The 23,491-nt window shown below is 68.3% G+C and carries 24 protein-coding genes and 1 pseudogene; 14 read left to right on the top strand and 11 right to left on the bottom strand.

The features are described 5' to 3' along the window. Nucleotides 1-224: 224 nt before the first annotated feature. A complete protein-coding gene (locus tag VG566_RS02625) occupies nucleotides 225-1,319 on the bottom strand; it encodes a branched-chain amino acid aminotransferase (RefSeq protein WP_049440133.1) in 1,095 nt (364 codons plus the stop codon). Nucleotides 1,320-1,378: 59 nt separating this feature from the next. Then, nucleotides 1,379-1,930, bottom strand: a complete 552-nt coding sequence (gene sufT / locus VG566_RS02620; protein WP_005415385.1) for a putative Fe-S cluster assembly protein SufT — start codon at nucleotides 1,928-1,930, stop codon at nucleotides 1,379-1,381. A gap of 122 nt (nucleotides 1,931-2,052) precedes the next feature. Between sufT and VG566_RS02615 the strand changes: the two genes are divergently transcribed. Then, a complete protein-coding gene (locus VG566_RS02615) occupies nucleotides 2,053-2,472 on the top strand; it encodes a hypothetical protein (protein ID WP_241884927.1) in 420 nt (139 codons plus the stop codon). Nucleotides 2,473-3,208: 736 nt separating this feature from the next. Here VG566_RS02615 and VG566_RS02610 read toward each other — a convergent pair. Together VG566_RS02610 and VG566_RS02605 are read right to left on the bottom strand one after the other, a co-directional pair. Then, the gene (locus tag VG566_RS02610) at nucleotides 3,209-4,669 is read right to left on the bottom strand and encodes an NAD(P)(+) transhydrogenase (Re/Si-specific) subunit beta (protein ID WP_032956961.1); all 1,461 of its coding nucleotides are present in this window, start codon (nucleotides 4,667-4,669) and stop codon (nucleotides 3,209-3,211) included. Then, nucleotides 4,666-4,986 (bottom strand): NAD(P) transhydrogenase subunit alpha, encoded by a 321-nt coding sequence (locus VG566_RS02605; RefSeq protein WP_164109963.1) that lies wholly within the window; start codon nucleotides 4,984-4,986, stop codon nucleotides 4,666-4,668. Before VG566_RS02605 ends, VG566_RS02610 begins: the two co-directional genes overlap by 4 nt. Nucleotides 4,987-5,084: 98 nt before the next feature. Between VG566_RS02605 and VG566_RS02600 the strand changes: the two genes are divergently transcribed. From VG566_RS02600 to VG566_RS02590, 3 genes are read left to right on the top strand one after another with little or no spacing between them, the layout of a single operon-like run. After that, nucleotides 5,085-5,669, top strand: coding sequence for an RNA polymerase sigma factor (locus VG566_RS02600; RefSeq protein ID WP_080052964.1), 585 nt, complete (start codon nucleotides 5,085-5,087; stop codon nucleotides 5,667-5,669). Beyond that, a complete protein-coding gene (locus tag VG566_RS02595) occupies nucleotides 5,666-5,995 on the top strand; it encodes a DUF3379 domain-containing protein (RefSeq protein WP_164109965.1) in 330 nt (109 codons plus the stop codon). Before VG566_RS02600 ends, VG566_RS02595 begins: the two co-directional genes overlap by 4 nt. 3 nt (nucleotides 5,996-5,998) lie before the next feature. Then, nucleotides 5,999-6,451 carry a DUF3106 domain-containing protein gene (locus VG566_RS02590; RefSeq protein ID WP_164109967.1) on the top strand — a complete coding sequence of 151 codons (453 nt, stop codon included), beginning with the start codon at nucleotides 5,999-6,001 and terminating at the stop codon, nucleotides 6,449-6,451. A gap of 120 nt (nucleotides 6,452-6,571) precedes the next feature. Here the strand turns inward: VG566_RS02590 and VG566_RS02585 are convergent, their stop codons facing one another. Together VG566_RS02585 and VG566_RS02580 are read right to left on the bottom strand one after the other, a co-directional pair. Further along, on the bottom strand, nucleotides 6,572-7,651 hold the full coding sequence (locus tag VG566_RS02585; protein ID WP_241884926.1) for an NAD(P) transhydrogenase subunit alpha: 1,080 nt from the start codon (nucleotides 7,649-7,651) through the stop codon (nucleotides 6,572-6,574). Nucleotides 7,652-7,703: 52 nt separating this feature from the next. After that, nucleotides 7,704-10,025 carry a DUF1631 domain-containing protein gene (locus tag VG566_RS02580; protein WP_241884925.1) on the bottom strand — a complete coding sequence of 774 codons (2,322 nt, stop codon included), beginning with the start codon at nucleotides 10,023-10,025 and terminating at the stop codon, nucleotides 7,704-7,706. A 331-nt stretch (nucleotides 10,026-10,356) separates the two neighbouring features. On the opposite strand from VG566_RS02580, the gene VG566_RS02575 reads away from it, so the two are divergent. From VG566_RS02575 to VG566_RS02560, 4 genes are read left to right on the top strand one after another with little or no spacing between them, the layout of a single operon-like run. Then, nucleotides 10,357-10,938, top strand: coding sequence for a nitroreductase family protein (locus VG566_RS02575; protein WP_014646012.1), 582 nt, complete (start codon nucleotides 10,357-10,359; stop codon nucleotides 10,936-10,938). Beyond that, entirely contained in the window at nucleotides 10,935-11,870 is a 936-nt protein-coding gene (locus tag VG566_RS02570; protein ID WP_014646011.1) for a 5'-3' exonuclease, read from the top strand. Before VG566_RS02575 ends, VG566_RS02570 begins: the two co-directional genes overlap by 4 nt. Continuing rightward, nucleotides 11,867-12,421 carry an NUDIX hydrolase gene (locus VG566_RS02565; protein ID WP_049408489.1) on the top strand — a complete coding sequence of 185 codons (555 nt, stop codon included), beginning with the start codon at nucleotides 11,867-11,869 and terminating at the stop codon, nucleotides 12,419-12,421. The genes VG566_RS02570 and VG566_RS02565 overlap by 4 nt, the downstream gene beginning before the upstream one ends. Then, a complete protein-coding gene (locus tag VG566_RS02560) occupies nucleotides 12,414-13,211 on the top strand; it encodes an N-formylglutamate amidohydrolase (protein WP_164109974.1) in 798 nt (265 codons plus the stop codon). Before VG566_RS02565 ends, VG566_RS02560 begins: the two co-directional genes overlap by 8 nt. A 90-nt stretch (nucleotides 13,212-13,301) precedes the next feature. Here VG566_RS02560 and VG566_RS02555 read toward each other — a convergent pair. Beyond that, nucleotides 13,302-14,719 (bottom strand): annotated as a pseudogene (locus VG566_RS02555) (MFS transporter). Nucleotides 14,720-14,824: 105 nt separating this feature from the next. On the opposite strand from VG566_RS02555, the gene VG566_RS02550 reads away from it, so the two are divergent. Then, nucleotides 14,825-15,709, top strand: a complete 885-nt coding sequence (locus VG566_RS02550; protein WP_164109980.1) for a LysR family transcriptional regulator — start codon at nucleotides 14,825-14,827, stop codon at nucleotides 15,707-15,709. Between the two features lie 143 nt (nucleotides 15,710-15,852). On the opposite strand, the gene VG566_RS02545 is transcribed toward VG566_RS02550, so the two are convergent. From VG566_RS02545 to prmC, 4 genes are read right to left on the bottom strand one after another with little or no spacing between them, the layout of a single operon-like run. Beyond that, nucleotides 15,853-15,993 carry a hypothetical protein gene (locus VG566_RS02545; protein WP_154583308.1) on the bottom strand — a complete coding sequence of 47 codons (141 nt, stop codon included), beginning with the start codon at nucleotides 15,991-15,993 and terminating at the stop codon, nucleotides 15,853-15,855. A 31-nt stretch (nucleotides 15,994-16,024) separates the two neighbouring features. After that, a complete protein-coding gene (locus VG566_RS02540) occupies nucleotides 16,025-16,165 on the bottom strand; it encodes a hypothetical protein (protein ID WP_181160701.1) in 141 nt (46 codons plus the stop codon). A gap of 31 nt (nucleotides 16,166-16,196) precedes the next feature. After that, the gene (gene pip, locus VG566_RS02535) at nucleotides 16,197-17,138 is read right to left on the bottom strand and encodes a prolyl aminopeptidase (protein ID WP_241884931.1); all 942 of its coding nucleotides are present in this window, start codon (nucleotides 17,136-17,138) and stop codon (nucleotides 16,197-16,199) included. A 48-nt stretch (nucleotides 17,139-17,186) separates the two neighbouring features. After that, nucleotides 17,187-18,044: a peptide chain release factor N(5)-glutamine methyltransferase gene (prmC, locus tag VG566_RS02530; RefSeq protein WP_241884932.1), complete on the bottom strand. Its 858-nt coding sequence runs from the start codon at nucleotides 18,042-18,044 to the stop codon at nucleotides 17,187-17,189. A gap of 322 nt (nucleotides 18,045-18,366) precedes the next feature. Here prmC and ahpC point away from each other — a divergent pair, with 322 nt between their 5' ends. The 5 genes from ahpC (at nucleotide 18,367) to VG566_RS02505 (ending at nucleotide 23,330) form a co-directional block, all read left to right on the top strand. Then, the gene (ahpC, locus tag VG566_RS02525) at nucleotides 18,367-18,930 is read left to right on the top strand and encodes an alkyl hydroperoxide reductase subunit C (RefSeq protein WP_005408159.1); all 564 of its coding nucleotides are present in this window, start codon (nucleotides 18,367-18,369) and stop codon (nucleotides 18,928-18,930) included. Nucleotides 18,931-19,154: 224 nt separating this feature from the next. Next, entirely contained in the window at nucleotides 19,155-20,747 is a 1,593-nt protein-coding gene (gene ahpF / locus VG566_RS02520; protein WP_049408707.1) for an alkyl hydroperoxide reductase subunit F, read from the top strand. Nucleotides 20,748-20,832: 85 nt separating this feature from the next. Further along, nucleotides 20,833-21,795 carry a LysR substrate-binding domain-containing protein gene (locus VG566_RS02515; protein WP_014646003.1) on the top strand — a complete coding sequence of 321 codons (963 nt, stop codon included), beginning with the start codon at nucleotides 20,833-20,835 and terminating at the stop codon, nucleotides 21,793-21,795. Nucleotides 21,796-21,918: 123 nt separating this feature from the next. Further along, nucleotides 21,919-22,323, top strand: a complete 405-nt coding sequence (rnk, locus tag VG566_RS02510) for a nucleoside diphosphate kinase regulator (protein WP_014036052.1) — start codon at nucleotides 21,919-21,921, stop codon at nucleotides 22,321-22,323. A 50-nt stretch (nucleotides 22,324-22,373) separates the two neighbouring features. Then, a complete protein-coding gene (locus tag VG566_RS02505; RefSeq protein ID WP_241884933.1) occupies nucleotides 22,374-23,330 on the top strand; it encodes a transaldolase in 957 nt (318 codons plus the stop codon). The last annotated feature ends 161 nt before the right edge of the window (nucleotides 23,331-23,491 follow it).

The following is a 23,491-nucleotide window of genomic DNA, read 5'->3' as shown; positions in this document are numbered from 1 at the left end:
TCTCCTGCACACACCTGACTGGGTCATCACCTGTCCTGCGATGACTTTGCCGACATCGGCATCCGCCGATTCGGGGTCGGAGTGGGTGGGGTCAGATCCCTTTTCCCACGGAAAAGGGATCTGACCCCACCCACCTGTCCAAAACGCAGAAAGCCCGTCACAGGGACGGGCTTTCCAGAAACGCAGTCGGGCGTGGGCTCGGCTCTACAGTTCAGCGTGAGCGATCAGCCCAGCTTGACCAGCCAGTTGTGCCGGTCCGGCAGGCGGCCGTACTGGATGTCGGTCAGTTCCTTGCGCAGCGACATGGTCACTTCGCCGGCCGGCGCGTTGATGTCGCCCACCGAGAAACCCTCGCCCTTCAGCTGGCCGATCGGGGTGACCACCGCCGCAGTGCCACAGGCAAACACTTCGCTGATCGCACCGGAGGCCACGCCGTCCTTCCACTCGTCGATGCTGACCTTGCGCTCTTCGACCTTCATGCCACGGTCGCGCGCCAGCTGCAGGATGCTCTCGCGGGTGATGCCCTCGAGGATGCTGCCGGACAGTTCCGGGGTGACCAGCGTGCCGTCCTTGTAGACCAGGAACACGTTCATGCCGCCCAGTTCTTCCAGGTACCTGCCTTCGACCGGGTCCAGGAACAGCACCTGCGAGCAGCCCTGCGCCTGCGCCTTCTGCTGCGGCAGCAGCGAGGCGGCGTAGTTGCCACCGCACTTGGCGGCGCCGGTGCCGCCCTTGGCCGCGCGCGCGTATTCGGTGGACAGCCAGATCGACACCGGGGCCACGCCCTTGGCAAAGTACGGGCCGGCCGGGCTGGCGATGACGTAGTAGCCGGCCTTGTGCGCGCCGCGCACGCCGAGGAAGGCTTCGTCGCCGATCATGAACGGGCGGAAGTACAGGCTCGACTCGTCGGCCGACGGCACCCACTCGCTGTCGACGGCGATCAGCTGCTTCAGCGATTCGACGAAGATCTCCACCGGCAGTTCCGGCAGCGCCAGGCGCTGCGCCGAACGCTGCAGGCGACGGCCGTTGGCATCCGGGCGGAAGGTCCAGATCGAGCCGTCAGCATGGCGGTAGGCCTTGATGCCTTCGAAGATCTCCTGGCCGTAGTGCAGCACGGCCGCGGCCGGGTCCAGCTGCAGCGGGCCGTAGGCACGCACACTGGCGTTGTGCCAGCCGGCATCCTTGTCCCAGCGCACTTCCACCATGTGATCGGTGAAGTGCAGGCCGAAGCCCGGCTTCTCCAGGATCTTGGCGCGCTCTTCAGCGCTGCGCGGGTGGTCCGAACGGGTGACGGCGAAGCTGGGAATGGACTGGGACACCGGAGGATTCCTGTTCTGGTTGCGGGTAGTGCCGGGCCCGCGTCACTGCGGGCCCTGGGTCAAAGCATGCCGGTCTCGAGCCGCGCCGCCTCGGACATCATGTGCTGGTTCCACGGCGGGTCGAACACCAGGTCGACGTCGGCCTCGGCCACCGTCGGGATCATTTCAAGCTTGCTGCGCACGTCGTCGACCAGGATCTCGCCCATGCCACAGCCCGGTGCGGTCAGGGTCATCTTCACGTCGATCTCGCGCTTGCCTTCGTCCAGATGCTTGATCTCGACTTCATAGACCAGGCCCAGTTCAACGATGTTGACCGGAATCTCCGGGTCGAAGCAGGTGCGCAGCTGCTGCCACACCAGTTGTTCCACCTGCTCATCGGTGGCGTCGGCCGGCAGCTCGAGCGGTGCCGGCGCCTCCTTGCCGATGGCGTCGCCGTCCTTGCCGGCGATGCGGAACAGGTTGCCCTCGACGAACACCGAATAGCTGCCGCCCAGCGCCTGGGTGATGTACCCATAGCTGCCGGCGGGCAGGGTCACGGTATCGCCCTGCGGGACCATCACGGCCTCGCAGTCGCGTTCGAAGTGGACAGGTTCGCTGCTACGGGAATACATGGGGACCGATATGGGGCCGTGGCCGGGGCCACGCAAGACGGCATTCTAGCCCAGCCGCCCCGGCACCGCCGGTGCACTGCGGCAAACCACAGTATCCTGTGGGTGATCTTCAGGGAGCTTCGATGTCCTCCATTGCCGCGCGTGCCAGGACCGTCACCTGGCTCTGGTCCCTCATGCTGTTGCTGGGTCTGCTTGTTGCTCCCCTCGCCTGGATGGTCCTGGCGCTGATGACCGGCCGACAGGTCGGCTGGATGGCGGTAGTGTCCGCCCTGGAACTGGTGTTCATGCTGCGCCTGGGCACACTGGGCCCGGGCCGGTTGCGCATCGCCCTGGTCGTGCTCGGCACCCTGCTGGTGGCCGCGGTGGCCAACTGGGCCATCGCCAGCGCCTGGATGGGCGGCTCGATCGGTCTGGACCTGTGGGACGCCACCACGCGGATGGGCCCGCACCTGGCCTGGACCCTGATCACCCTGGCCAATGGCGCGATGGAATGGCTGTGGCTGGCCGTGGCCGTGGTCGTCGGCGCCTGGCTGGCGCGCTGAGCGCGTAGATCCACGCCACGCGCGGATGGGGTTAATGCCGGACGCTGGCCGGCAAAAGCGTGCGGACCAGGGTCCGCACCTACCAGAGGCAGCCGCCACGCGCGGATCCGGTAGTGCCGGCCGCTGGCCGGCAAAAGCGCGCGGACCAAGGTCCGCACCTACCAGAGGCAACCATCACGCGCGGATGGGGGGTAGTGCCGGCCGCTGGCCGGCAAAAGCGTGCGGACCAAGGTCCGCACCTACCAGATGCAACCACCACGCGCGGATCCGGCAGTGCCGGCCGCTGGCCGGCAAAAGCGTGCGGACCAAGGTCCGCACCTACCAGAGGCAGCCGCCACGCGCGGATCCGGTAGTGCCGGCCGCTGGCCGGCAAAAGCGCGCGGACCAAGGTCCGCACCTACCAGGTGCAACCACCACGCGCGGATCCGGTAGTGCCGGCCGCTGGCCGGCAAAAGCGCGCGGACCAAGGTCCGCACCTACCAGATGCAGCCGCCACGCGCCGATGGAGGGTAGTGCCGGCCGCTGGCCGGCAAAAGCGTGCGGACCAAGGTCCGCACCTACCAGATGCAACCACCACGCGCGGATCCGGTAGTGCCGGCCGCTGGCCGGCAAAAGCGTGGGGCCCCAGGTCCGCACCTACCAGATGCAGCCGCCACGCGCGGATCCGGTAGTGCCGGCCGCTGGCCGGCAAAGGGGTCAGAGCCCTGTCCTGCGGAAAGGGATCCGACCCCGGTCTTCAATGCCCGCCGTCTAGCGCCTTCAGCTCGCTCACCAGCGAGGCGGCCGCTTCGGCGCCGTCGCCATAGAGCATGCGGGTATTGTCAGCGTAGAACAGCGCATTCTCGATACCGGCGAAGCCGGTGCCCTTGCCGCGCTTGATCACCACCACGTTGCGCGCGTTGACCACGTCCAGCACCGGCATGCCGTAGATCGGGCTGGCCGGATCAGTGCGCGCGACCGGATTGACCACGTCGTTGGCACCGATCACCAGCACCACGTCCGTGTTGGTGAACTCCGGGTTGATGTCGTCCATGTCGGCGATCAGGTCGTAGGGCACGCCGGCTTCGGCCAGCAGTACGTTCATGTGCCCGGGCATGCGCCCGGCGACCGGGTGGATGGCGAACTTCACCTTCACCCCGCGCTGGCCCAGCCGCTGCGCCAGTTCCCAGATCTTGTGCTGGGCCTGGGCCACGGCCATGCCGTATCCAGGCACGATCACCACGCGTTCGGCGTAGGCCATCATCGCCGCGACATCCGGGGCTTCGATCGGCTTCTGCGCGCCGCTGATCGCCTGCGCTTCGCCACCAGCACCGCCGCCGAAGTTGGAGAACAGCACGTTGCGGATCGGCCGGTTCATCGCCTTGGCCATCAGCCGGGTCAGCAGGATGCCGGCCGCGCCGACCATCATGCCGGCGATGATCAGCGCCTCGTTGCCCAGCACATAACCTTCGAACGACACTGCCAGGCCGGTGAACGCGTTGTACAGCGAGATCACCACCGGCATGTCGGCACCGCCGATCGGCAGCGTCATCAGCACGCCCAGCGCCAGTGCCAGCACGAAGAAGGCGACGATCGCCCAGGCACTGAGCGTACTGGCCGCGATGATCGCCAGCACCACCACCGCCAGCGCCACCAGCAGGTTCATCACCTGCTGGCCGGGCCAGGTCACGCGCTTGTCCAGGCGTCCATCCAGCTTGGCCCACGCGATCACCGAGCCGGACAGCGACACCGCGCCGATCGCCGCGCCGACCACCGCCAGCAGCAGCATCGTGCCGGACGGCTGGCGCGCGGCCAGGTCGGCCAGCGCCTGCGCGCTCCAGTGGCTGGTATCGCGGTGGGCCAGGAAGGCATAGCGCAGCAGTTCCACCGCACCGATCGCCGCCGCCGAGCCACCACCCATGCCGTTGTACAGCGCCACCATCTGCGGCATGTCGGTGATGGCAACCTTGCCGGCCGACCACCAGGCCAGGCCCGCACCCAGCAGCAGTGCCACCAGGATCAACGGCACGTTGTGCAGTTCGGGCAGGAAGAAGGTGGCCGCGGTGGCCAGCAGCATGCCCAGCCCGGCCCAGCGGATGCCGCTGCGCGCGGTCAGCGGCGAGGCCATGCGCTGCAGGCCGAGCAGGAACAGCGTGGCGGCGACCAGGTAGCTGGCCTTGACCAGCCAGTCGAGCAGTTCGACGGTGCTGATGTTCAAGCCTGCGGCTCCTTCGGTGCGTCCTTGCCGCCCCTGGGCGCGCTCGGCTTGAACATTTCCAGCATGCGCGCGGTGACCACGTAGCCACCGGCGGCATTGCCGGCACCGAGCACCACGGCCAGGAAGCCCAGTGCCTTCTCCAGCGGCGTCTGCGCATGCCCCAGTACCACCATCGCGCCGATCAGCACGATGCCGTGGATGAAGTTGGAACCCGACATCAGCGGGGTATGCAGGATCACCGGCACCCGCGAAATGATCACGTGGCCGGCGATGGCTGCCAGCATGAAGATGTACAGCGCTACGAACCCGTCACTCACCGGCAACGCTCCTGCTCTGTCTTCGTCGGCCCATCATAACCATGGGCTGAACCCGGCGCGCACCCGGCGTCAACCGGAGCGCCGCTCACGCGTTGTCGATGGTGACCCCGAGCGAGGAACCGTACCCTGTGCTGGTGAGCAGCCCCGCCCCCCCGAGCGCCGAGACCGATGCCCTGCCGGCATCGCTGGAGGCATTCCTGGCCAGCGTCGGCCCGCGTGCGTTCCGCTTCGCCGAGGCCGGCCTGCGCCAGCGCGAAGACGCCATGGATGCGGTGCAGGACGCGCTGCTGCGCATGCTGGATTACACCGACAAGCCGGCCGCCGAATGGGCGCCGCTGTTCTGGAGCATCCTGCGCCGCCGGGTGATCGACCTGCAGCGCCGGCGCCGCTTCCGCCTGCCGTTCTGGCGCGACAACCAGGACGCGGAAGGCGGCGAGATCGACTGGGCCGATCCCGGCCCGGACCCGGCACAGGCACATGAGCAGCGCCAGCAGTACCAGCAGCTGGTGGACGCATTGCGCACCCTGCCCGCCCGCCAGCGCGAGGCCTTCACCCTGCGCGTGCTGCAGGACCTGGACGGGGCCACCACCGCCCGCGCCATGGGCTGCAGCGAAGGCGCGGTAAAAACCCATCTGGCACGCGCCCGGCAGGCGCTGCAGGACTACCTGGAGACCCACCCGTGAACCGCTCCCTGCCTTCCGATGACACCCTGCGCCGCCTGCACGCGCAGTCGCTGCAGGCGCTGTCGCCGGCAACGCTGGCCCGGCTGCGCCAAGCTCGCCACGGCGCCACGGCCACCACCCATCGCGGGCGCAGGCGCTGGTGGCTGGCCAGCGCCTGCTCACTGGTGGTTGCACTGGGCATCGGCCTGCAGTTCACCGGCCATGGCACGCTTGCGGGTCCGCCGCCGGACCCCGTGCTTGCGTCAGTGGAAGACAACGGCGCGCTCTACGACGAAAATCCCGATCTGTACCTGTGGCTGGGCGATACCGACCTGGCGATGGAGTAAATCATGTCCCGACTGCTTGCCCTGCCACTGCTGTTGACCCTGGCGCTGCTGCCGGCCGTTCCGGTGCTGGCGCAGAACGCCACGCCCGCCCCTGCCGCACCGGTCGCGCCATTGCCTGCGTGGGAGCAATTGAGCGAATCCCAGCGAGAGTCCCTGCTGGCGCCGCTGCGCGACCGTTGGAACAGCGCTGATGCCGGCCAGCGCCAGCGCATGCTCTCGCACGGCCAGCGCTGGCAATCGATGAGCCAGGAGGAGCGCGACAAGGCCCGCCGCGGCCTGCGCCGCTTCGAGCACATGAGCCCGGAACAGCGTGAACAGGCACGCGCCCTGTTCGGGCAGATGCGCAACATGCCGCCGGCACAGCGCGACGCGCTGCGCGAGCGCTGGTCGCAGATGACGCCGGAGCAGCGCCGGGACTGGGTGCGCGACAACCCGCCGCCGGCGAAGCCGCGGTAAGGCCCCGGGGAACGGGGTCAGAGCCCTTTGCTGACGCAAAGGGATCCGACCCCTGGCAGATTGCGGGAGATCGGGGTCAGATCCCTTTGCCAGAGGCAAAGGGATCTGACCCCGCGTCATTCATGCCTGCCAGCGCGTCTTTGCCAGCAGCTCGTCGTCCCAGTCGAAACCGAGCCGCCCCTCGCGCACGAACAGCGCAACGAAGTTGAGCAGGTTGCGCGCATACATCTCACTGGCCTGGGTCGCGCCGCGACTGGCCAGGCCCAGCGGACCATCGATGGTCACGCCCTGGTGTTCGATGCAGTGCCCCGGCTGGGTCAGTGCACAGTTGCCGCCGCTCTCGGCCGCCAGATCGACAATGACGCTGCCGGTGGCCATGCCCTCCACCATCGCGGCGGTCACGATGGTCGGCGCCGGCCGACCGGGTACGGCAGCCGTGCAGATCACCACGTCCACGCTGCGCAGGTGGTCGGCCAGCCGACGCTGCTGCTCGGCGCGCTCCTCGTCGGTCAACGCACGCGCGTAGCCGCCTTCACCGGTCGCGCTCACGCCAAGATCGAGGAAGCGCGCACCCAGTGACTGGATCTGCTCGCGGGTTTCCGGGCGCACATCGAAACCTTCCACCTGTGCACCGAGGCGCCGCGCGGTGGCGATGGCCTGCAGGCCCGCCACGCCGGCACCGATCACCAGCACCTTGGCCGGCCGCACGGTGCCAGCGGCGGTGGTCAGCATCGGGAAGAAGCGCGGCGCGCGTTCGGCGGCAATCAGCGCTGCCTTGTAGCCGGCCATGCCGGCCTGCGAACTGAGTACATCCATCGCCTGCGCGCGGGTGGTGCGCGGCAGCTGCTGCAGCGAGAACAGCTGCAGGCGATCATCGGCCGCCAGCGCGGCCAGCGTCGGATCGTTGGCCGGGGCCAGCAGGCCAACCACGCTGGCACCGGGCCTGAGCTGCTCCAGCACCGTCGCAGGAGGTGCCTGCACGCACAGCAGGATATCGATCTCGGCCCAGCGGCCCGCGTCGAAGACACGTGCGCCGGCGTCGTCATAGGCGGCATCGGTGAAGCCGGCGGCCAGCCCGGCGCCGGCCTCGTACCAGACCGTAATGCCGAGGGCACCGAGCTTGCGCGCGGTTTCCGGTGTCAACGCCACGCGCCGTTCACCCGGCGCGGTCTCCTTGATCCCCAGCAACGCCACGGCCATGCAGGTCCCCGCTGATCGGTGAGTTTTCCCGATCCTAGCAGGCAGCCAGCACTCAGTGCAGGGTGGTGCTGCCCGGGTCGAGGCGGTCGATCACGCCCTGCATGGCGCTGTCGAAGGCGCCATCGTCAACGTGGGCACGCAGGCGGCCGAGCCGCACCATCACCGCCAGCTCTTCTGGCGAGGCCACGCAGAAGCGCACGCCGCGACGGTTGACGAACAGCAGGCGCGAGGAAATCGGGCTGACCCAGGACAGCTTGCCCGCCTGGACCTTGCCGTCCTTGTCGACGAAGTCCAACCAGTTGCCGATTTCCATGCGTCGGAAGCGGTCGGCATCGGCGTTGTCGAAATCGTCGGCATCGATCTGCCCGCTGAGTTCCACCGCTGGCGATTCGGCCACCGGCGGTGCCGGCAGCGCGACCTGCGGCAGCTCGGGCAGCGCGCGCTGCAGTTCCGGCCGCGACTCGGCGATGCCCTGCAACGTGTCGTGCAGGGCGTCGATCGCGCCGGTAGCCGCATCGCCGTGCACACCGACGCTGGCAAACACCTTGGCCAGCACCGGCTGCCAGGCCTGCAGCCATGGCTTGCCGACAATCTGCCGGCGTGCCTCGGCCACTTCCTCCAGCAGGCCGTCGCCGAGGCTCAGTGCCTCGGCCACCGACGCGCCTTCTTCGCCCTCGCGCAGCAGCGCCAGGGTCAGGTGGTGCTGCCAGGGCTGGCGCAGGAACTCGGCAATGGCCGGCGGAAGGGTGGCATCACCGATGCGACGATCCAGTTCCGCACCGGCCCGGGTGCGGGCCATTTCCAGCTTTTCCTGGCCGCGCTGCGTTTCTGCGGCGCGACGCTCGGCGATTTCCACGCGGCGGCGATGCTGCACCAGGAACTCGCGGAATTCTTCTTCCAGGGTCAGGAAGATCGCCAGGTTCTCGTTGAACTCGGCCACCAGGCGCTCGATGATCTCCTCGACCTTGGCCATCAGCATGCGCTCGGCCTGGCTTTCGCCGGTGTTGCCCTCGCAGGCCTCGGCCAGCGAATTGAGCAGCTTGCGCGCCGGATGGGTCTTCTGCACGAACATGCGGCGGTCGAGCATGGCGACCTTGACGAAAGGCACGACCAGGCGGCCGATCAGTTCGCGCGAGCGGCCTTCCAGTTCACGTTCGTCCAGCATCACATCGAACAGCATGCCGACCAGATCGATGGCGTCCTCGTCCTGCGGGTCCAGCCGGGTCTGGCCCGGATCGACGCCGAGCTGGGTGGCGCTGGACAGCACTTCGCTCTTCAGCCGCTGCGCCAGCGATTCGCCGTCCTCGCCGATGGCCGCGCGCAGGGTCGCGCTCGGCGTGGCCTGCAGCAGCGACAGCACCGACATCATTTCGCGCTGGCTGAGCGGGCGCTGCTGGCCGACCGCCACCTGTGCCGCAGACGTGGCGTCCTCACGCACATGGCGGGTCTGCTGCAACAGTTCGTGCAACGCTTCCAGCAGCATGCCCTGCTGGCCGGCGTAGGCCTCGCCGGCGGCGCCATCATCGCCGCCCAGGTGCTGCTGCATATGCCCGCGGCGCTCGGACCCGCGGGCGGCAAAGCGCTGCGCCCAGGCCGGTGCGGCCTGCTCGTCATCGCTGAACCCCGGATCGACGCCCGCGCCGTGGCGATGCTCGACCAGGTCATCCAGCATCCCGGTCATGCGCGGATCCGGTGCCGGCGGTTGTGGGCGCTGCGGAGCCCCCATCTGCGACATCACGCCGGCTGCGGCCAGCTGCTCGTCCAGCTTCTCGTAGATGCGGCCGACCGGTGCACGCAGGTCGCGCTCGCACAGCTTGATCAGCACCAGATGCACTTCCGGGGCCAGTTCGCAGCCGGCAAAGGCCTCGTGGATGGCCACGCCCAGATGTTCGGGGCTGATGGGATTGTGGTCGGCGTCCAGTTCCACGCCGCCGATCAACCGGCCCAGGCGGCGGTCCAGCCGCGCCAGCACCGGCTTGAAGTCACGCAGCAATACAGTGGCGAAATTGCGCACCGCCAACCGCGATTCCAGTACGTGTTCGGCCAGCAGGCTCAGGCCATCCTCGGCCGGCCCCGACAGGGTCGCCTCGGCCGACAGCGGCTCACCGGCCGCCAATGCGGCCCACGCCTGCTGCAGGTGGCCGGCGAAGGCGGCAGCGATCTCTTCACGGCGGCGGCGCAGTTCGCGCATCGCGTCCAGGAACAGCAACTGCGACGAGCCGGCATTGCCGGCGCGGTCGAACAGGGCATCGTCGAATCGCGCCAGTGCGGCCCCGAAGGCCTGGCACAGCGCGGGCAGGACCATGTCCCGGGCAAGCTGGAGCTGGGCCGGGTCACGGCCCGGCGATCCCATCGGTGTGGGCACGCTCATCATTCGGGAAGGCTCCCCACCTTCTCTGGTACGACAGACAGCATGGACATCGCGACGACCGGCACACCCCATGTACCGGAACGTCGATGGTAGGCCGGCCAGCCCGTCACGGACAGTGAAACAGTCCTCACTTCAAACCTCATGACCGGCGGCCCGGCAAGAGGGGTATCGTAAGCCGTGCAAGGCCCACGAGGCGAGGGGAAGCGGCTGTCCGTTTCCCGCCAGTGGCATGATGTTCATCACAGTTTGGTATTCAGGGGCCGGACGCGACACAGACGGCGTCATTGACCACCCCGACTATAATCAAACACCCGTGATGACCGGTTCAGACTCCATGCCCGACCCCGCTGCCCTGCTCGCCCTGGATGCCCGCCGCTCAGTGCCTTCGCGGCAACTGGGCGAGCCCGGCCCGGACCCGGCCACCCTGCAGCGGATGCTGGCGTCGGCCGTGCGCGTGCCCGACCACGGCAAGCGCGTGCCGTTCCGCTTCCTGAAGATCGCCGGCGATGCACGTCACACTCTGGGCGACTTCCTGGCCAAGCGCAGCCGCCAGCGCGACCCGCATGCCGGCGAGGCCGTGTTCGAGAAGGACCGCCAGCGTTTCAGCCACGCCCCTCTGGTGATCGTGGTGGTCGCCAGCCCGCGCCCGGACCCGAAGGTGCCGGAACAGGAACAGCTGATGACCGCCGGCTGCGTCTGCTTCGCCCTGCTGCAGGCCGCGCAGGCGCTTGGCTTCGGCGCACAGTGGCTGACGGCCTGGATGGCCTTCGATCCGGTCGTGCAGGCCCACCTGGGCCTGGTCGAGGGTGAACGCATCGCCGGCTTCATCCACATCGGCACCGCCAAGGCCGACGTGCCCGAGCGCGAGCGCCCCGACCCAGCGACCCTGCTGCAGGACTGGACGCCGCCGGCATGACCCTGCCGGCACCGCCGCCGTCGCTGTACCTGGTCGATGCCAGCATCTACGTGTTCCGCGCCTGGCACTCGCTGCCGGACCAGTTCCAGGACGCGCAGGGCTGGCCGACCAATGCCGTGCACGGCTTCGCCCGCTTCCTGCTGGACCTGCTGGAGCGCGAGCGCCCGCGGCACATCGCCATTGCCTTCGACGAAGCGCTCGACAGCGGCTTCCGCCACCGCCTGTATCCGGCCTACAAGGCCAACCGTGATCCGGCACCGGAAGCGCTCAAGCGCCAGTTCGTGCACTGCAAGGCGCTGTGCGCGGCGTTGGGCCTTGCCGTCCTCGCCCACCACGACTACGAAGCCGACGACCTGATCGGCAGCGCACTGCACGTGCACCGCGGCAGCCATCGCGGGGTGATCATCTCCGCCGACAAGGACCTGTCGCAGCTGCTGCTGGATCACGACGAACAGTGGGACTACGCCCGCAACCAGCGCTGGGACGTGGCCGGCGTGAAGGCACGGCACGGCGTGCACGCGCACCAGATTGCCGATTACCTGGCGCTGTGCGGCGATGCGGTGGACAACATTCCCGGTGTCAGTGGTGTCGGCAGCAAGTCCGCCGCCGTGCTGCTGGCCCATTTCGGCAGCTTGGATGCGCTGTACGAACGCCTGGACGAAGTGCCGTTCCTGCGCCTGCGCGGTGCCGCCCAGATGGCGGTGCGCCTGCGCGAGCAGCGCGAGCACGCCCTGCTCTGGCGCCAGCTGACCACCATCGCGCTGGACGCGCCGCTGGAAGGCAGCCAACCCGGCCTGCTGCGCCAGACCGCCGACCCCGAGCTGCTCGGCGGCCTGTGCCAGACCCTGCGCTTCGGCCCGATGACCCGCCGCCGGCTGTTCGATGCCGCCGGCGTGCCCGATATTCTTCCCACCCACAGCGAGCCCGCATGAGCCAGCGCAACACCGAAGCCCCGCGTGTCGTCTATGAAGGCAAGTACCAGCGCATGCTGGTACGCGGCACCTGGGAATACAGCGAACGTACCCATGCCGGTGGCCTGGCCGCGATCATCATCGCGGTGACCCCGGAGGACAAGGTGCTGTTCGTCGAACAGTTCCGCGTGCCGCTGCAGGCCCCCACCATCGAGATGCCGGCCGGCCTGGTCGGCGACATCCACGCCGGCGAATCGATCGAAGTCTCGGCCGTGCGCGAGCTGGAAGAAGAAACCGGCTGGACCGCCGATCACGCCGAAGTGCTGATGATCGGCCCGACGTCCTCCGGCGCCAGCAGCGAGAAGATCGCCTTCGTACGCGCCACCGGCCTGCGCCGGATCGGCGACGGTGGCGGCGATGACAGCGAAGACATCACCGTGCACGAGATTCCGCGCGCGCAGGCGGCGGCCTGGCTGGTGCAGAAGATGGGCGAAGGCTATGAGCTGGATGCCAAGCTGTGGGCGGGCCTGTGGATGATCGAGCACCACCTGGACGGGCGCCCGCGTGGCTGACGCCGATCTGCACGTACTGCCGGCGCTGCTGGGCGCCGACGACCCGGCGATCTATACCCTCCACCGGCCGCAGGGCGCCTCGCCGTACCTGCTGCTGGCCGATCACGCCGGCCAGCAGGTGCCACGCGCGCTGACCGGGCTCGGCCTGGCCCAGGCCGAGCTGGACCGCCATATCGGCTGGGACATCGGCATTGCCGGCACCACCCGCGCGCTGGCAGATCGATTGGATGCCTGGGCGATCGAACAGACCTATTCGCGGCTGCTGATCGACTGCAACCGCCCACTGGCCTCGCCGACGCTGATTCCGGAAGTGAGCGACCACACCGTGGTCCCGGGCAATGCCGGGCTGTCGGCTGCACAGCGGCAGCAGCGCATCGATGCGATCCACGCGCCCTACCATGCGCGCATCGACGCTGAGCTGGATGCACGCCGCGATGCCGGCCGCCCCACCCTGCTGGTGATGATGCACAGCTTCACGCCAGTGATGAACGGCACGCAGCGGCCGTGGCACGCCGGCGTGCTGTACCACCAGGACACGCGCTTTGCGCATGCACTGCTGCAGGCACTGCGCGATGAAGGCGACCTGGTGGTGGGTGACAACGAACCGTATTCGGTCAGCAGCACCAGCGACTACGCGGTACCGGTGCACGGCGAAGGGCGCGGCCTGGTGCACGTGGAACTGGAGATCCGCCAGGACCTGATCGCCGATGCCGCCGGGCAGCAGGCGTGGGCGGAGCGGCTGGCGCGGATCTTCAGCGCGCTGCAACCGGAGCTGCTGGCGCTGGGTTGAACGCGCGTGGTTCCATCCCGTATCGGTAGTGCCGGCCGCTGGCCGGCACCACCGCAGGCGTGGCACATCCACCCACGGCAGCGCCTTCAATCAAGCCTCGTTGACCGGGCAGACGGCAGCAGCCGATTCGACCGGCGCCGGGCGCAGGCCCAGCGCGATCACCACGCCGAGCGCGGCGAACAGCGCGGCGCCGTACTGCGCATTGACCATGCCCTGCAGCGCATCAGGACTGGTTGCCTCCTGCGTGCCACGTGCGGCGTTGGCCACCATCACCAGTACCGCCAGTCCCAACGCGCCGCCGATCTGCTGTGCGGTGGCGGCCATGCCGGACGCCACACCCTGCTGCGGCCCCGGCACGCCCTGCCCGGCCACGATCCACATCGCCGTCCAGCTCATGCCCTGGCCCACGCTGAGCACCACGACGCCCGGCAGCAGCGGCCAGTAGCTGGCGCCATGCGGCATCGCCAGCGCCACCGCAGTGATGCCGATGGCACCGGCCGCGAAGCCCCAGGCCAGCACCTGCCGTGGCGAACGGCGCCGCAGCATGCGTTCGGCAATGCGGATGCCGAAGGTGCACACCACGGTCGGCAGCAGGAAGGCCATGCCGGCCTGCAGCGGGCTCCAGCCGTAACCATCCTGGAAGTAGAGCGCCAGGAAGTAGTACTGCACGCCATAGCTGCTCATGAAGGCGAAGGTCAGGCCGAGTGCCGCGCGAAGGCCGGGCAGGCGCAGCAGCGCAAACTGCATCAGCGGGTCACGGCTGCGCTTTTCGATCTGTACGAACACCGTCAACAGTAGGGCTGAAAGCAGCAGGCAGATGAGCGTGGCGCGGGCCGTCCAGCCCCACTCCGGCCCTTGCACCAGGGTGGTGACCAGCAGGCTGCCGCCGGCGGTGACGGTGAGGCAACCGGCCAGATCGAAGGAACGGCCCTGCACACGCGGGCCATCGGCCGGCAACCACGCGCCGGCCGCGACTGCACAGGCGGTGGCCAGCGGAACGATCACCGCCAGCACCGCCGGCCAGCCGAACGCCTGGGTCAGCACGCCACCGAGCAGCGTGCCCAGCGCCAGGCCGACCGCACTGGCCATGCTCCAGATCGCCAGTGCGCGGTTGCGCACCGGGCCTTCCGCATACAACGTGTTGATCAGCGCCAGCGTGGCCGGGAACAGCAACGCGGCACCGATGCCCTGCGCCGCGCGCGCGATGATCAACAGGGTGGCATTCGGCGCCAGCGCGCCGAACAGCGACGCCAGCGCGAACAGCAGCATGCCCAGCCGGTAGAAGCGGCGGCGGCCGATCAGGTCGGCGGCGCGCCCGCCCAGCAGCAGGCTGCCGCCGAACGCCACGGTGTAGGCACTGACTACCCATTGCAGCTGCTGCGCGTTGATCTGCAGCGCGCGACCATGTCGTGCAGGGCGACGAAGATGATGGTGGCATCCAGGGCGATGATCAGCTGGGCAGTGGCCAGCAGGGTCAGCGCCCAGCGCGGGTACTTGAGGGGAGGCATCGGCGGTCTGGTGCGGTGGGGGAGCGCAGTCTCATTGATGCAACCGAATCAATAAACCCCCTGCCAGCCATATCTGTCATGATTTTCATCATGAATGGAACCTCGATGGACCTCAATGCAGTGCGCATGCTGGTGCAGGTGGCCGAAGCCCGCAGTTTCACCGTCGCCGCCGGGCAGCTGGGCCTGAGCCAGTCCGGCCTGTCGCGCGCGATCGGCCGGCTGGAGGCCACGCTGGGGGTGAAGCTGCTACAGCGGAACACCCGCAACGTGGCGCTGACCCCGGATGGCCGCCAGTTCGTCGATCAGGTGGCACCGCTGCTGTGTGGCCTGGAGGATGCCGAACGCCAGTTGGCCGACCGTCCCTGCACGCCCGCGGGCACCCTGAAGATCAGCGCGCCCTCGATGTTCGGGCGCAAGGTGCTGGTGCCGCTGCTGGGGCCGTTGCTGCAACGGCATCCACAACTGCAGGTGGAGGCGGTGCTCAGCGACCGCCTGGTCGATCTGGTCGAGGAAGGTTTCGACGCCGCGCTGCGCACCGGCGTCATCGCCGACCAGCGCATCGTCGCGCGCCCGCTGCGTCCGCTGCGCTGGGTGACGGTGGCCAGCCCCGCGTATCTGGCCCGCTGTGGCGCACCGGACGATGTGGCCGCGCTGCGGGACCACGCGTGCCTGGCGGTGCGCAACCTGCGCAGTGGCCGGCTGGTGGACTGGCAGTTCCTGCAGGAGGGCCAACTGCGCGAGTTCACCCCACCGACGCGGATGGTGTTCGACAGTGGCGATCCGCTGGTGGAAGCGGCCATCGCCGGCATCGGCATCGTGCAGGTGATGGATTTCGCGGTGGCCGACGCGCTGGCTGACGGCCGCCTGCAACGCGTGCTGCAGCCGCTTGAAGGCCGCAGCCGCGCGCTGTCGCTGATCTACCCACCGTCGCGCCAGCACTCGCCGAAGCTGCAGGTGCTGGCCGACGCGTTGCTGGCCGGGGATTGGTAAATCCACGCCATGCGTGGATGAAGGTTTCGGCGGGGTCAGAACCCTTGGGTATCCGGTAGCGCCGGCCGCTGGCCGGCGAGCCACATCGGCCGGCGGCGAAACGGACCGGCAAGGCATTGCCGGCCAGCGGCCGGCACTACCGATCAGTCGAAGCCATCGGTGGCGCGCACCAGCGCGTCCACGTTGTCGGCCTCGAACGCCGAATGGCCCGAGGCCTTGGCTATCCGGTAGCGCCGGCCGCTGGCCGGCGAGCCACATCGGGCGGCGGCGAAACGACCCGGCAAGGCGTTGCCGGCCAGCGGCCGGCACTACCGATCAGGCGAAGCCATCGGTGGCGCGCACCAGCGCGTCCACGTTCTCGGCCTCGAACGCCGAATGGCCCGAGGCCTTGGCTATCCGATAGTGCCGGCCGCTGGCCGGCGAGCCACATCGGGCGGCGGCGAAACGACCCGGCAAGGCATTGCCGGCCAGCGGCCGGCACTACCGATCAGGCGAAGCTATCGGTCGCGCGCACCAGCGCGTCCACGTTCTCGGCCTCGAACGCCGAATGGCCCGAGGCCGGGGTGATTTCCAGCTTTGCCTTCGGCCATACCTTGGTCAGGTCCCAGGCGTTGGCCAGCGGGCAGACCACGTCGTAGCGGCCGTGCACGATCACGCCCGGGATGTCGGCGATGCGGTGCGCGTCGCGCAGCAGCTGGTCTTCCACCTCGAAGAAGCCACCGTTGACGAAGTAGTGGTTCTCGATGCGGGCGAAGGCCAGGGCGAAGTGCGGGTCTTCGTGGCTGTTGATGAAGTCGTCATCGACATGCAGGAAGCTGGTCGCGCCTTCCCACACCGCCCACGCCTTGGCGGCTTCCAGGCGGGTGGTTTCGTCGTCGCTGGTCAGGCGGCGGTGGAAGGCCGAGATCAGGTCATGCCGCTCCACCGACGGGATCGGCTTCAGGTAATGCTCCCACGCATCCGGGAACAGGCGGTTGGCGCCTTCCTGGTAGAACCATTCCAGCTCCCAGCGGCGCAGCATGAAGATGCCGCGCAGGACCAGTTCGGTCACTCGCTGCGGATGGGTCTCGGCATAGGCCAGGGCCAGGGTCGAGCCCCAGCTGCCACCGAACATCTGCCAGCGATCGACCTTCAGGTGCTCGCGCAGCTTCTCGATATCGGCGACCAGGTCCCAGGTGGTGTTGTCCACCAGGTCCGCGTGCGGGGTGGATCGACCCGCACCACGCTGGTCGAACAGGATGATGCGGTACTTGGACGGGTCGTGGAACTGGCGCATCTTGTCGCTGCAACCACCGCCCGGGCCACCGTGCAGCATCACCACCGGCTTGCCGTCCGGGTTGCCGCACTGTTCGAAATACAGCGTGTGGCGGTCGTCGACCTTCAGGGTGCCGACGTCGTAGGGGGTGATGGCGGGGTACAGCGTACGCATGCTTGCAGCTCCAAGGTGATGCCCTGCCGGGGCAGGAGAACCCCCATTCTAGGCCGGTCGCCGGCCCAGGGTGATCCGGTCGCGCTGCTCCAGGTCCTGCACGGTCTGCACCTCGGCAAAACCGGCGGCGTCGAACAGCGCGCGGATCGCCGCGCCCTGGTCCCATCCGTGCTCGATCAGCAACCAGCCACCGGGCAGCAGATGCGCCTGGCCGCCGTCGATGATGCGGCGGATGTCATCCAGGCCGTCCACACCGGACGCCAGCGCGGAGGCCGGTTCGAAGCGCAGGTCGCCCTGTCGCAGGTGCGGGTCGTCGCTGGCGATGTACGGCGGATTGCTCGCAATCAGGTCGAAGCGCATGCCCTGCAACGGCGCGTACCAATCGTGCCCGCCCTCGGCGAAGCGGACGTTGCGCAGTTCATGGCGCGCAGCATTGCGCGCGGCCACGGCCAGCGCACCCGGGCTGGCATCGGTGGCCAGCACCTGTGCCTGTGGCCGCTCGCTGGCCAGCGCCAAGGCGATCGCGCCGCTGCCGGTGCCCAGGTCAGCCAGCCGCAGCGCACGGTCCTGCGGCAGGCGCTCCAGTGCCAGCTCGACCAGCAGCTCGGTTTCCGGGCGCGGAATCAGCGTGGCCGGGTCGACCTCCAGGTCCAGCGTCCAGAAACCGCGGCGGCCGGTCAGGTAGGCCACCGGCTCGCCGGCCATGCGGCGGGCCAACAACGCCTCGAAGGCGGCCTGATCGGCGGACGGCAGCGGATCGGTGGCGTGCGCGAACAGCCAGCTGCGCGGGCGGTCCAGCACATGCAGCAGCAGCAGCTCCGCCTCGTGGCGGGCTTCGACGCCGCCCAAGCGGGCACTGGCCTCGGCCACGATCTGGCGCAGGGTGGGTTCGGTTTGGAAAGGCATTCCGCAATTGTAGAGCCGAGCCCACGCTCGGCTGCTTCTGGAGCAGCCGAGCGCGGGCTCGGCTCTACAAAATCGGAATCCGTTCAGGTTCCGCCGGACGGGATAAGGAGGGGCTATCGGCCCCAGGCAGCGGTCCGGCGAGATTTTCCTTGTCACACAGTCAGTTGCAGGATGAAAGCGGCCGGGTTCAGTGCCTGCTCAGTGCATTTTGATAGACTCCATCTATCAAATAGATGCAATCAATGCATTGTTCTTATCGCCAGCGAATGGGTAACCTAGCTCCTGTCGATTCACCCACTCCCCTTCACCAAGAGGAAAAATGATGTCCCTCATCAACACCCAGATCCAACCGTTCGAAGCCAACGCTTACCACAACGGCGAGTTCATCAAGGTTTCCGACGCCAGCCTGAAGGGCCAGTGGTCCGTCCTGATCTTCATGCCGGCCGCCTTCACCTTCAACTGCCCGACCGAGATCGAGGACGCAGCTGACCACTACGCCGAGTTCAAGAAGGCCGGCGCCGAGGTCTACATCGTCACCACCGATACCCACTTCTCGCACAAGGTGTGGCACGAGACCTCGCCGGCCGTCGGCAAGGCCCAGTTCCCGCTGGTCGGCGACCCGACCCACCAGCTGACCAACGCTTTCGGCGTGCACATTCCGGAAGAAGGCCTGGCCCTGCGCGGCACCTTCATCATCAACCCGGAAGGCGTGATCAAGACCCTGGAGATCCACTCCAACGAGATCGCCCGTGACGTGTCCGAGACCCTGCGCAAGCTGAAGGCTGCCCAGTTCACCGCCGCCAACCCGAACCAGGTCTGCCCGGCCAAGTGGAAGGAAGGCGAGAAGACCCTGACCCCGTCGCTGGACCTGGTCGGCAAGATCTAAGGCAGTACCGGCCTGCCGTGGCCCCGCGCCGCGGCGCGCCCTTCATCCCCGTGCCGGTCCCCCCGCCGGCGTGGGGGTGAACCCAAGACAGCCAACGCTCGCCCGCCTTGGCCAGCCAGCCCCTTCCACGGTCGCTGTCTTGGGTTCACCCCTACCCCCAGCTGGTCCGCTACCTTGTACAGCGGTGCCACGCCCTCTGTTTGCCTGAAGCCAGGAGAAGACCGATGTTGGACGCCAACCTGCAGTCGCAGCTGAAGACCTATCTGGAGCGCGTGACCCGCCCGATCCAGATCACCGCGCACGCCGACGACGGCGCCAAGTCGCAGGAAATGCTGGAACTGCTGCAGACCCTGGACAGCCTGTCGGACAAGATCTCGCTGCAGGTGCTGCGCGATGGCCAGGGCCGCGTGCCGTCCTTCGACCTGGGCACCCCGGGCCAGGACATCCACCTGACCTTCGCCGGCCTGCCGATGGGCCACGAGTTCACCTCGCTGGTGCTGGCGCTGCTGCAGGTCGGCGGGCACCCGTCCAAGGCCACCGCCGAGCTGATCGAGCAGGTGCAGAACCTGGAAGGCGACTACCGGTTCGAGACCTACTTCTCGCTGTCCTGCCAGAACTGCCCGGACGTGGTGCAGGCGCTGAACCTGGCCGCGGTGCTCAACCCGCGCATCCAGCACGTGGCCATCGATGGCGCCCTGTTCCAGGACGAAGTCGAGAAGCGCGAGATCATGTCGGTGCCGACCGTGTACCTCAACGGTGAAATCTTCGACCAGGGCCGCATGACCCTCGAGCAGATCGTGGCCAAGCTGGACACCAACGCCGGCAAGCGCGATGCCGAGAAGATCGCCGCCAAGGACGCCTTCGACGTTCTGGTGGTGGGCGGTGGCCCGGCCGGCGCTGCAGCGGCGATCTACGCCGCACGCAAGGGCATCCGTACCGGCATCGCCGCCGAGCGTTTCGGTGGCCAGGTGCTGGACACCATGGCGATCGAGAACTTCATTTCGGTGAAGGAGACCGAGGGCCCCAAGCTGGCCACGGCGCTGGAGCAGCACGTGCGCGAGTACGAGGTGGACATCATGAACCTGCAGCGCGCCAGTGCGCTGGTGCCGGCCGGCGAGGACGGCCTGGTGCAGGTGCAGCTGGAAAACGGCGCGGTACTGAAGTCGCGTTCGGTGATCCTGTCCACCGGCGCGCGCTGGCGGCAGATGAACGTGCCGGGCGAAGACCAGTACCGCAACAAGGGCGTGGCGTACTGCCCGCACTGCGATGGCCCGCTGTTCAAGGGCAAGCGCGTGGCGGTGATCGGCGGCGGCAACTCCGGCGTGGAAGCAGCCATCGACCTGGCCGGCATCGTGTCGCATGTAACCCTGCTGGAGTTCGATTCCAGCCTGCGCGCCGATGAAGTGCTGCAGAAGAAGCTGCGCACACTGGGCAACGTGACCGTGCTGACCAGCGCGCAGACCACCGAAGTGCTGGGCGACGGCAGCCGCGTCACCGGCCTGGTCTACAAGGACCGCGTCGGCGGCGATGCCCACCGCGTCGAGCTGGAAGGCATCTTCGTGCAGATCGGCCTGCTGCCCAACACCGAGTGGCTGAAGGATGTGGTGGCGCTGTCGCCGCGCGGCGAGATCGTCATCGACGACCGCGGCCAGACCAACCTGCCGGGCGTGTTCGCCGCTGGCGATTGCACGACGGTGCCCTACAAGCAGATCATCATCGCCATGGGCGCCGGCTCGACCGCCGCACTGAGTGCGTTCGACCACCTGATCCGCTCGTCGGTGAGCAACAGCAGCGGTGCCGTTGCTGAAGCAGCCTGATCCACCGTTCCCAGATCACCGGGAACATTGTCTGCCTGTCGGGTAACCACGCCGTCAGCCGGTCCGTTACCCCTGGGGTGTAAGGATGAACCTACGTGATCTGAAGTACCTGGTAGCCCTGGCCGACCACAAGCATTTCGGCCGGGCTGCCGCCTCCTGCTTCGTCAGCCAGCCCACGCTGTCGACGCAGATCCGCAAGCTGGAAGAAGAGCTGGGCCTGCCGCTGGTGGAACGCGCACCGCGCAAGGTGATGCTGACCCCGGCCGGCCAGGAAGCGGCGGCACGGGCGCGGGTGATCGTGTCCGAAGTGGAACAGCTGAAGGAGGCGGCGCGACGCAGCCGCGATCCGGAAGCCGGCACGGTGCGCCTGGGCATCTTCCCGACCCTCGGCCCGTACCTGCTGCCGCATGTGATCCCGCGCATCCGCGAGCGCTTCCCGGAGCTGGAACTGCTGCTGGTCGAGGAAAAGAGCGACGTGCTGCTGGACCGCCTGCGCGAAGGCAAGCTCGACGCCGCACTGCTGGCCCTGCCGGTGATCGACGACCAGCTGCATGCCGAATTCCTGTTCGAGGAACCGTTCCTGCTGGCCGTGTCCGGGCGCCACCCGCTGGCCCGCCGCGAACACCTGGACGTGCAGGAGCTGGCCACGCAGAAGCTGCTGCTGCTGGAAGACGGGCATTGCCTGCGCGACCAGGCGCTGGAAGTCTGCCGCCTGTTCGGCGCCAACGAGAAGTCCGAATTCCGCGCCACCAGCCTGGAAACCCTGCGGCAGATGGTCGCCGCCGACGTCGGCATCACCCTGCTGCCGAGCCTGTCGGTGCAGCCGCCGGTGCCGCGCTCGAACAACATCCGCCTGCTCGATTTCACCGGCGAAGGCCGTCCCAGCCGCCGCATCGCCATGATCTGGCGCCGCAGCTCGGCCATGAACGACTTCCTGATGGAGCTGGCCGACCAGTTCAAGCGCCTGCCGCAGGCACTGTTCACGCTGGAGGCGCTCGATGCCGGCAGCGATGCACCGGCCCTGCCCGGCCCCGCGCTGAACGGCTGAGCCCCCGCAGCACCGGCCCGGAATCGGCAGGAGTCGATTCCGGCCGCATTTGTCCCCACAATACAGACAGGCGGCGCCAGCAGGTGCCGCCTTTTGCATGGCTTTCAACCAAGGAGCTTCACCATGAACACCGCCAGCGGCCTGCCGCCGTCGATCACCGTTTCTACCTTCGACATGGACCGCCTGGACGCCATGCTCGAATCCCCTGCGCTGAGCCAGACGCCTGCCGCGCTCGCGCTTGCTGAAGAACTCAACCGGGCCACCGTGCTGGCACCGGACCAGATTCCCGAAGGCATCGTCATGATGCATTCGCGCGTGGAGTGCGAAGATGAAGTGTCGGGCGAAAAGCACGTCCTGACCCTGGTCTTCCCCCGCGAAGCCAACGTCGACGAAGGCAAGGTTTCCGTGCTGGCCCCGGTCGGCAGTGCCCTGCTCGGCCTGGCCATCGGCCAGAGCATCGACTGGAACGCGCCCGGCGGCCGCAAGCTGCGCCTGCGCGTGACCGCGGTCCACAACGACCGCCCCTGATTACCGCTGCGCACCGCGCGCGATTCGATCCCCCTGCACCAGGAGCCGTAATGAGTACCCCGTCCAAACTGTCCCAGCTGCGCGAACTGTCCGTGGTCGTTGCCGATACCGGTGACTACGAGGCGATCAAGCGCCTGCAGCCGGTGGACTGCACCACCAACCCGACCCTGGTGAAGAAGGCGCTGGACCTGCCGGTCTACGCCGAACTGATCGAACGCGAACTGGCCTGGGGCCGCCAGCAGGCCGGCGACCGCGAAGCCGTGGTGCACGCCGTGGCCGACCGCCTGACCATCGGCGTCGGCGCGCTGCTGAGCACGCTGGTGCCGGGCCGCGTGTCCACCGAAGTGGACGCCGACTTGGCCCACGACACCGCTGCCACCGTGGCCAAGGCCCGCCAGTTCATCCAGATGTACGCCGATGCCGGCGTGCCGCGCGAGAAGATCCTGATCAAGATCGCCGCGACCTGGGAAGGCGTGGAAGCCGCGCGCATCCTGCAGGCCGAAGGCATCGACTGCAACCTGACCCTGATCTTCAACCCGACCCAGGCGCTGGCCTGCAGCGAGGCCGGCGCGTTCCTGATCTCCCCGTTCGTCGGCCGCATCCTGGACTGGTACGTGGCCAACGGCCAGGCCCCGGCCAGCATCGACGAAGACCCGGGCGTGAAGTTCGTGCGCGGCGTCTATGCCGAATTCAAGCGCCGCGGTTCGAAGACGGTGGTGATGGGCGCCTCGTTCCGTTCGACCGCACAGATCGAAGCGCTGGCCGGCTGCGACCGCCTGACGATTTCGCCGGACCTGCTGGAGAAGCTGGACGCCGACCACGGCGCACTGCCGCGCAAGCTGGTGGCCGGCGCCGCCGATGGCGCGGCGGTGACCCCGATCGACGCGGCGACGTTCGCAGCAGACCTGGCGGCCGATCCGATGGCCACCGAGAAGCTGGCGACCGGTATCGATGCGTTTGCCAAGGATCTGGAAGCACTGCGCGAGCGGATCCGCGCGGCACTGTGAGGATTCCGGCCAACGGCTGAGCCCCTCGTGGCAGGTCGGTTGGTCGCAAAGAGCAAAAAGCCGCGCTGGGTCGGGCGGGTTGGGTTCGCGGGAGACGCCGTGAATCCATCCCTGGAGGCTTGGCCGCCGCATCCATGCGGCGGACAACACTCCCGCGAACC

The organism is Stenotrophomonas sp. CASM114 (assembly GCF_049384325.1).
GTDB classification, from domain to species: domain Bacteria; phylum Pseudomonadota; class Gammaproteobacteria; order Xanthomonadales; family Xanthomonadaceae; genus Stenotrophomonas; species Stenotrophomonas muris.
The sequence above is the reverse complement of the archived record's forward strand: the minus strand, read 5'-3'. Positions and strand labels throughout refer to the sequence as shown.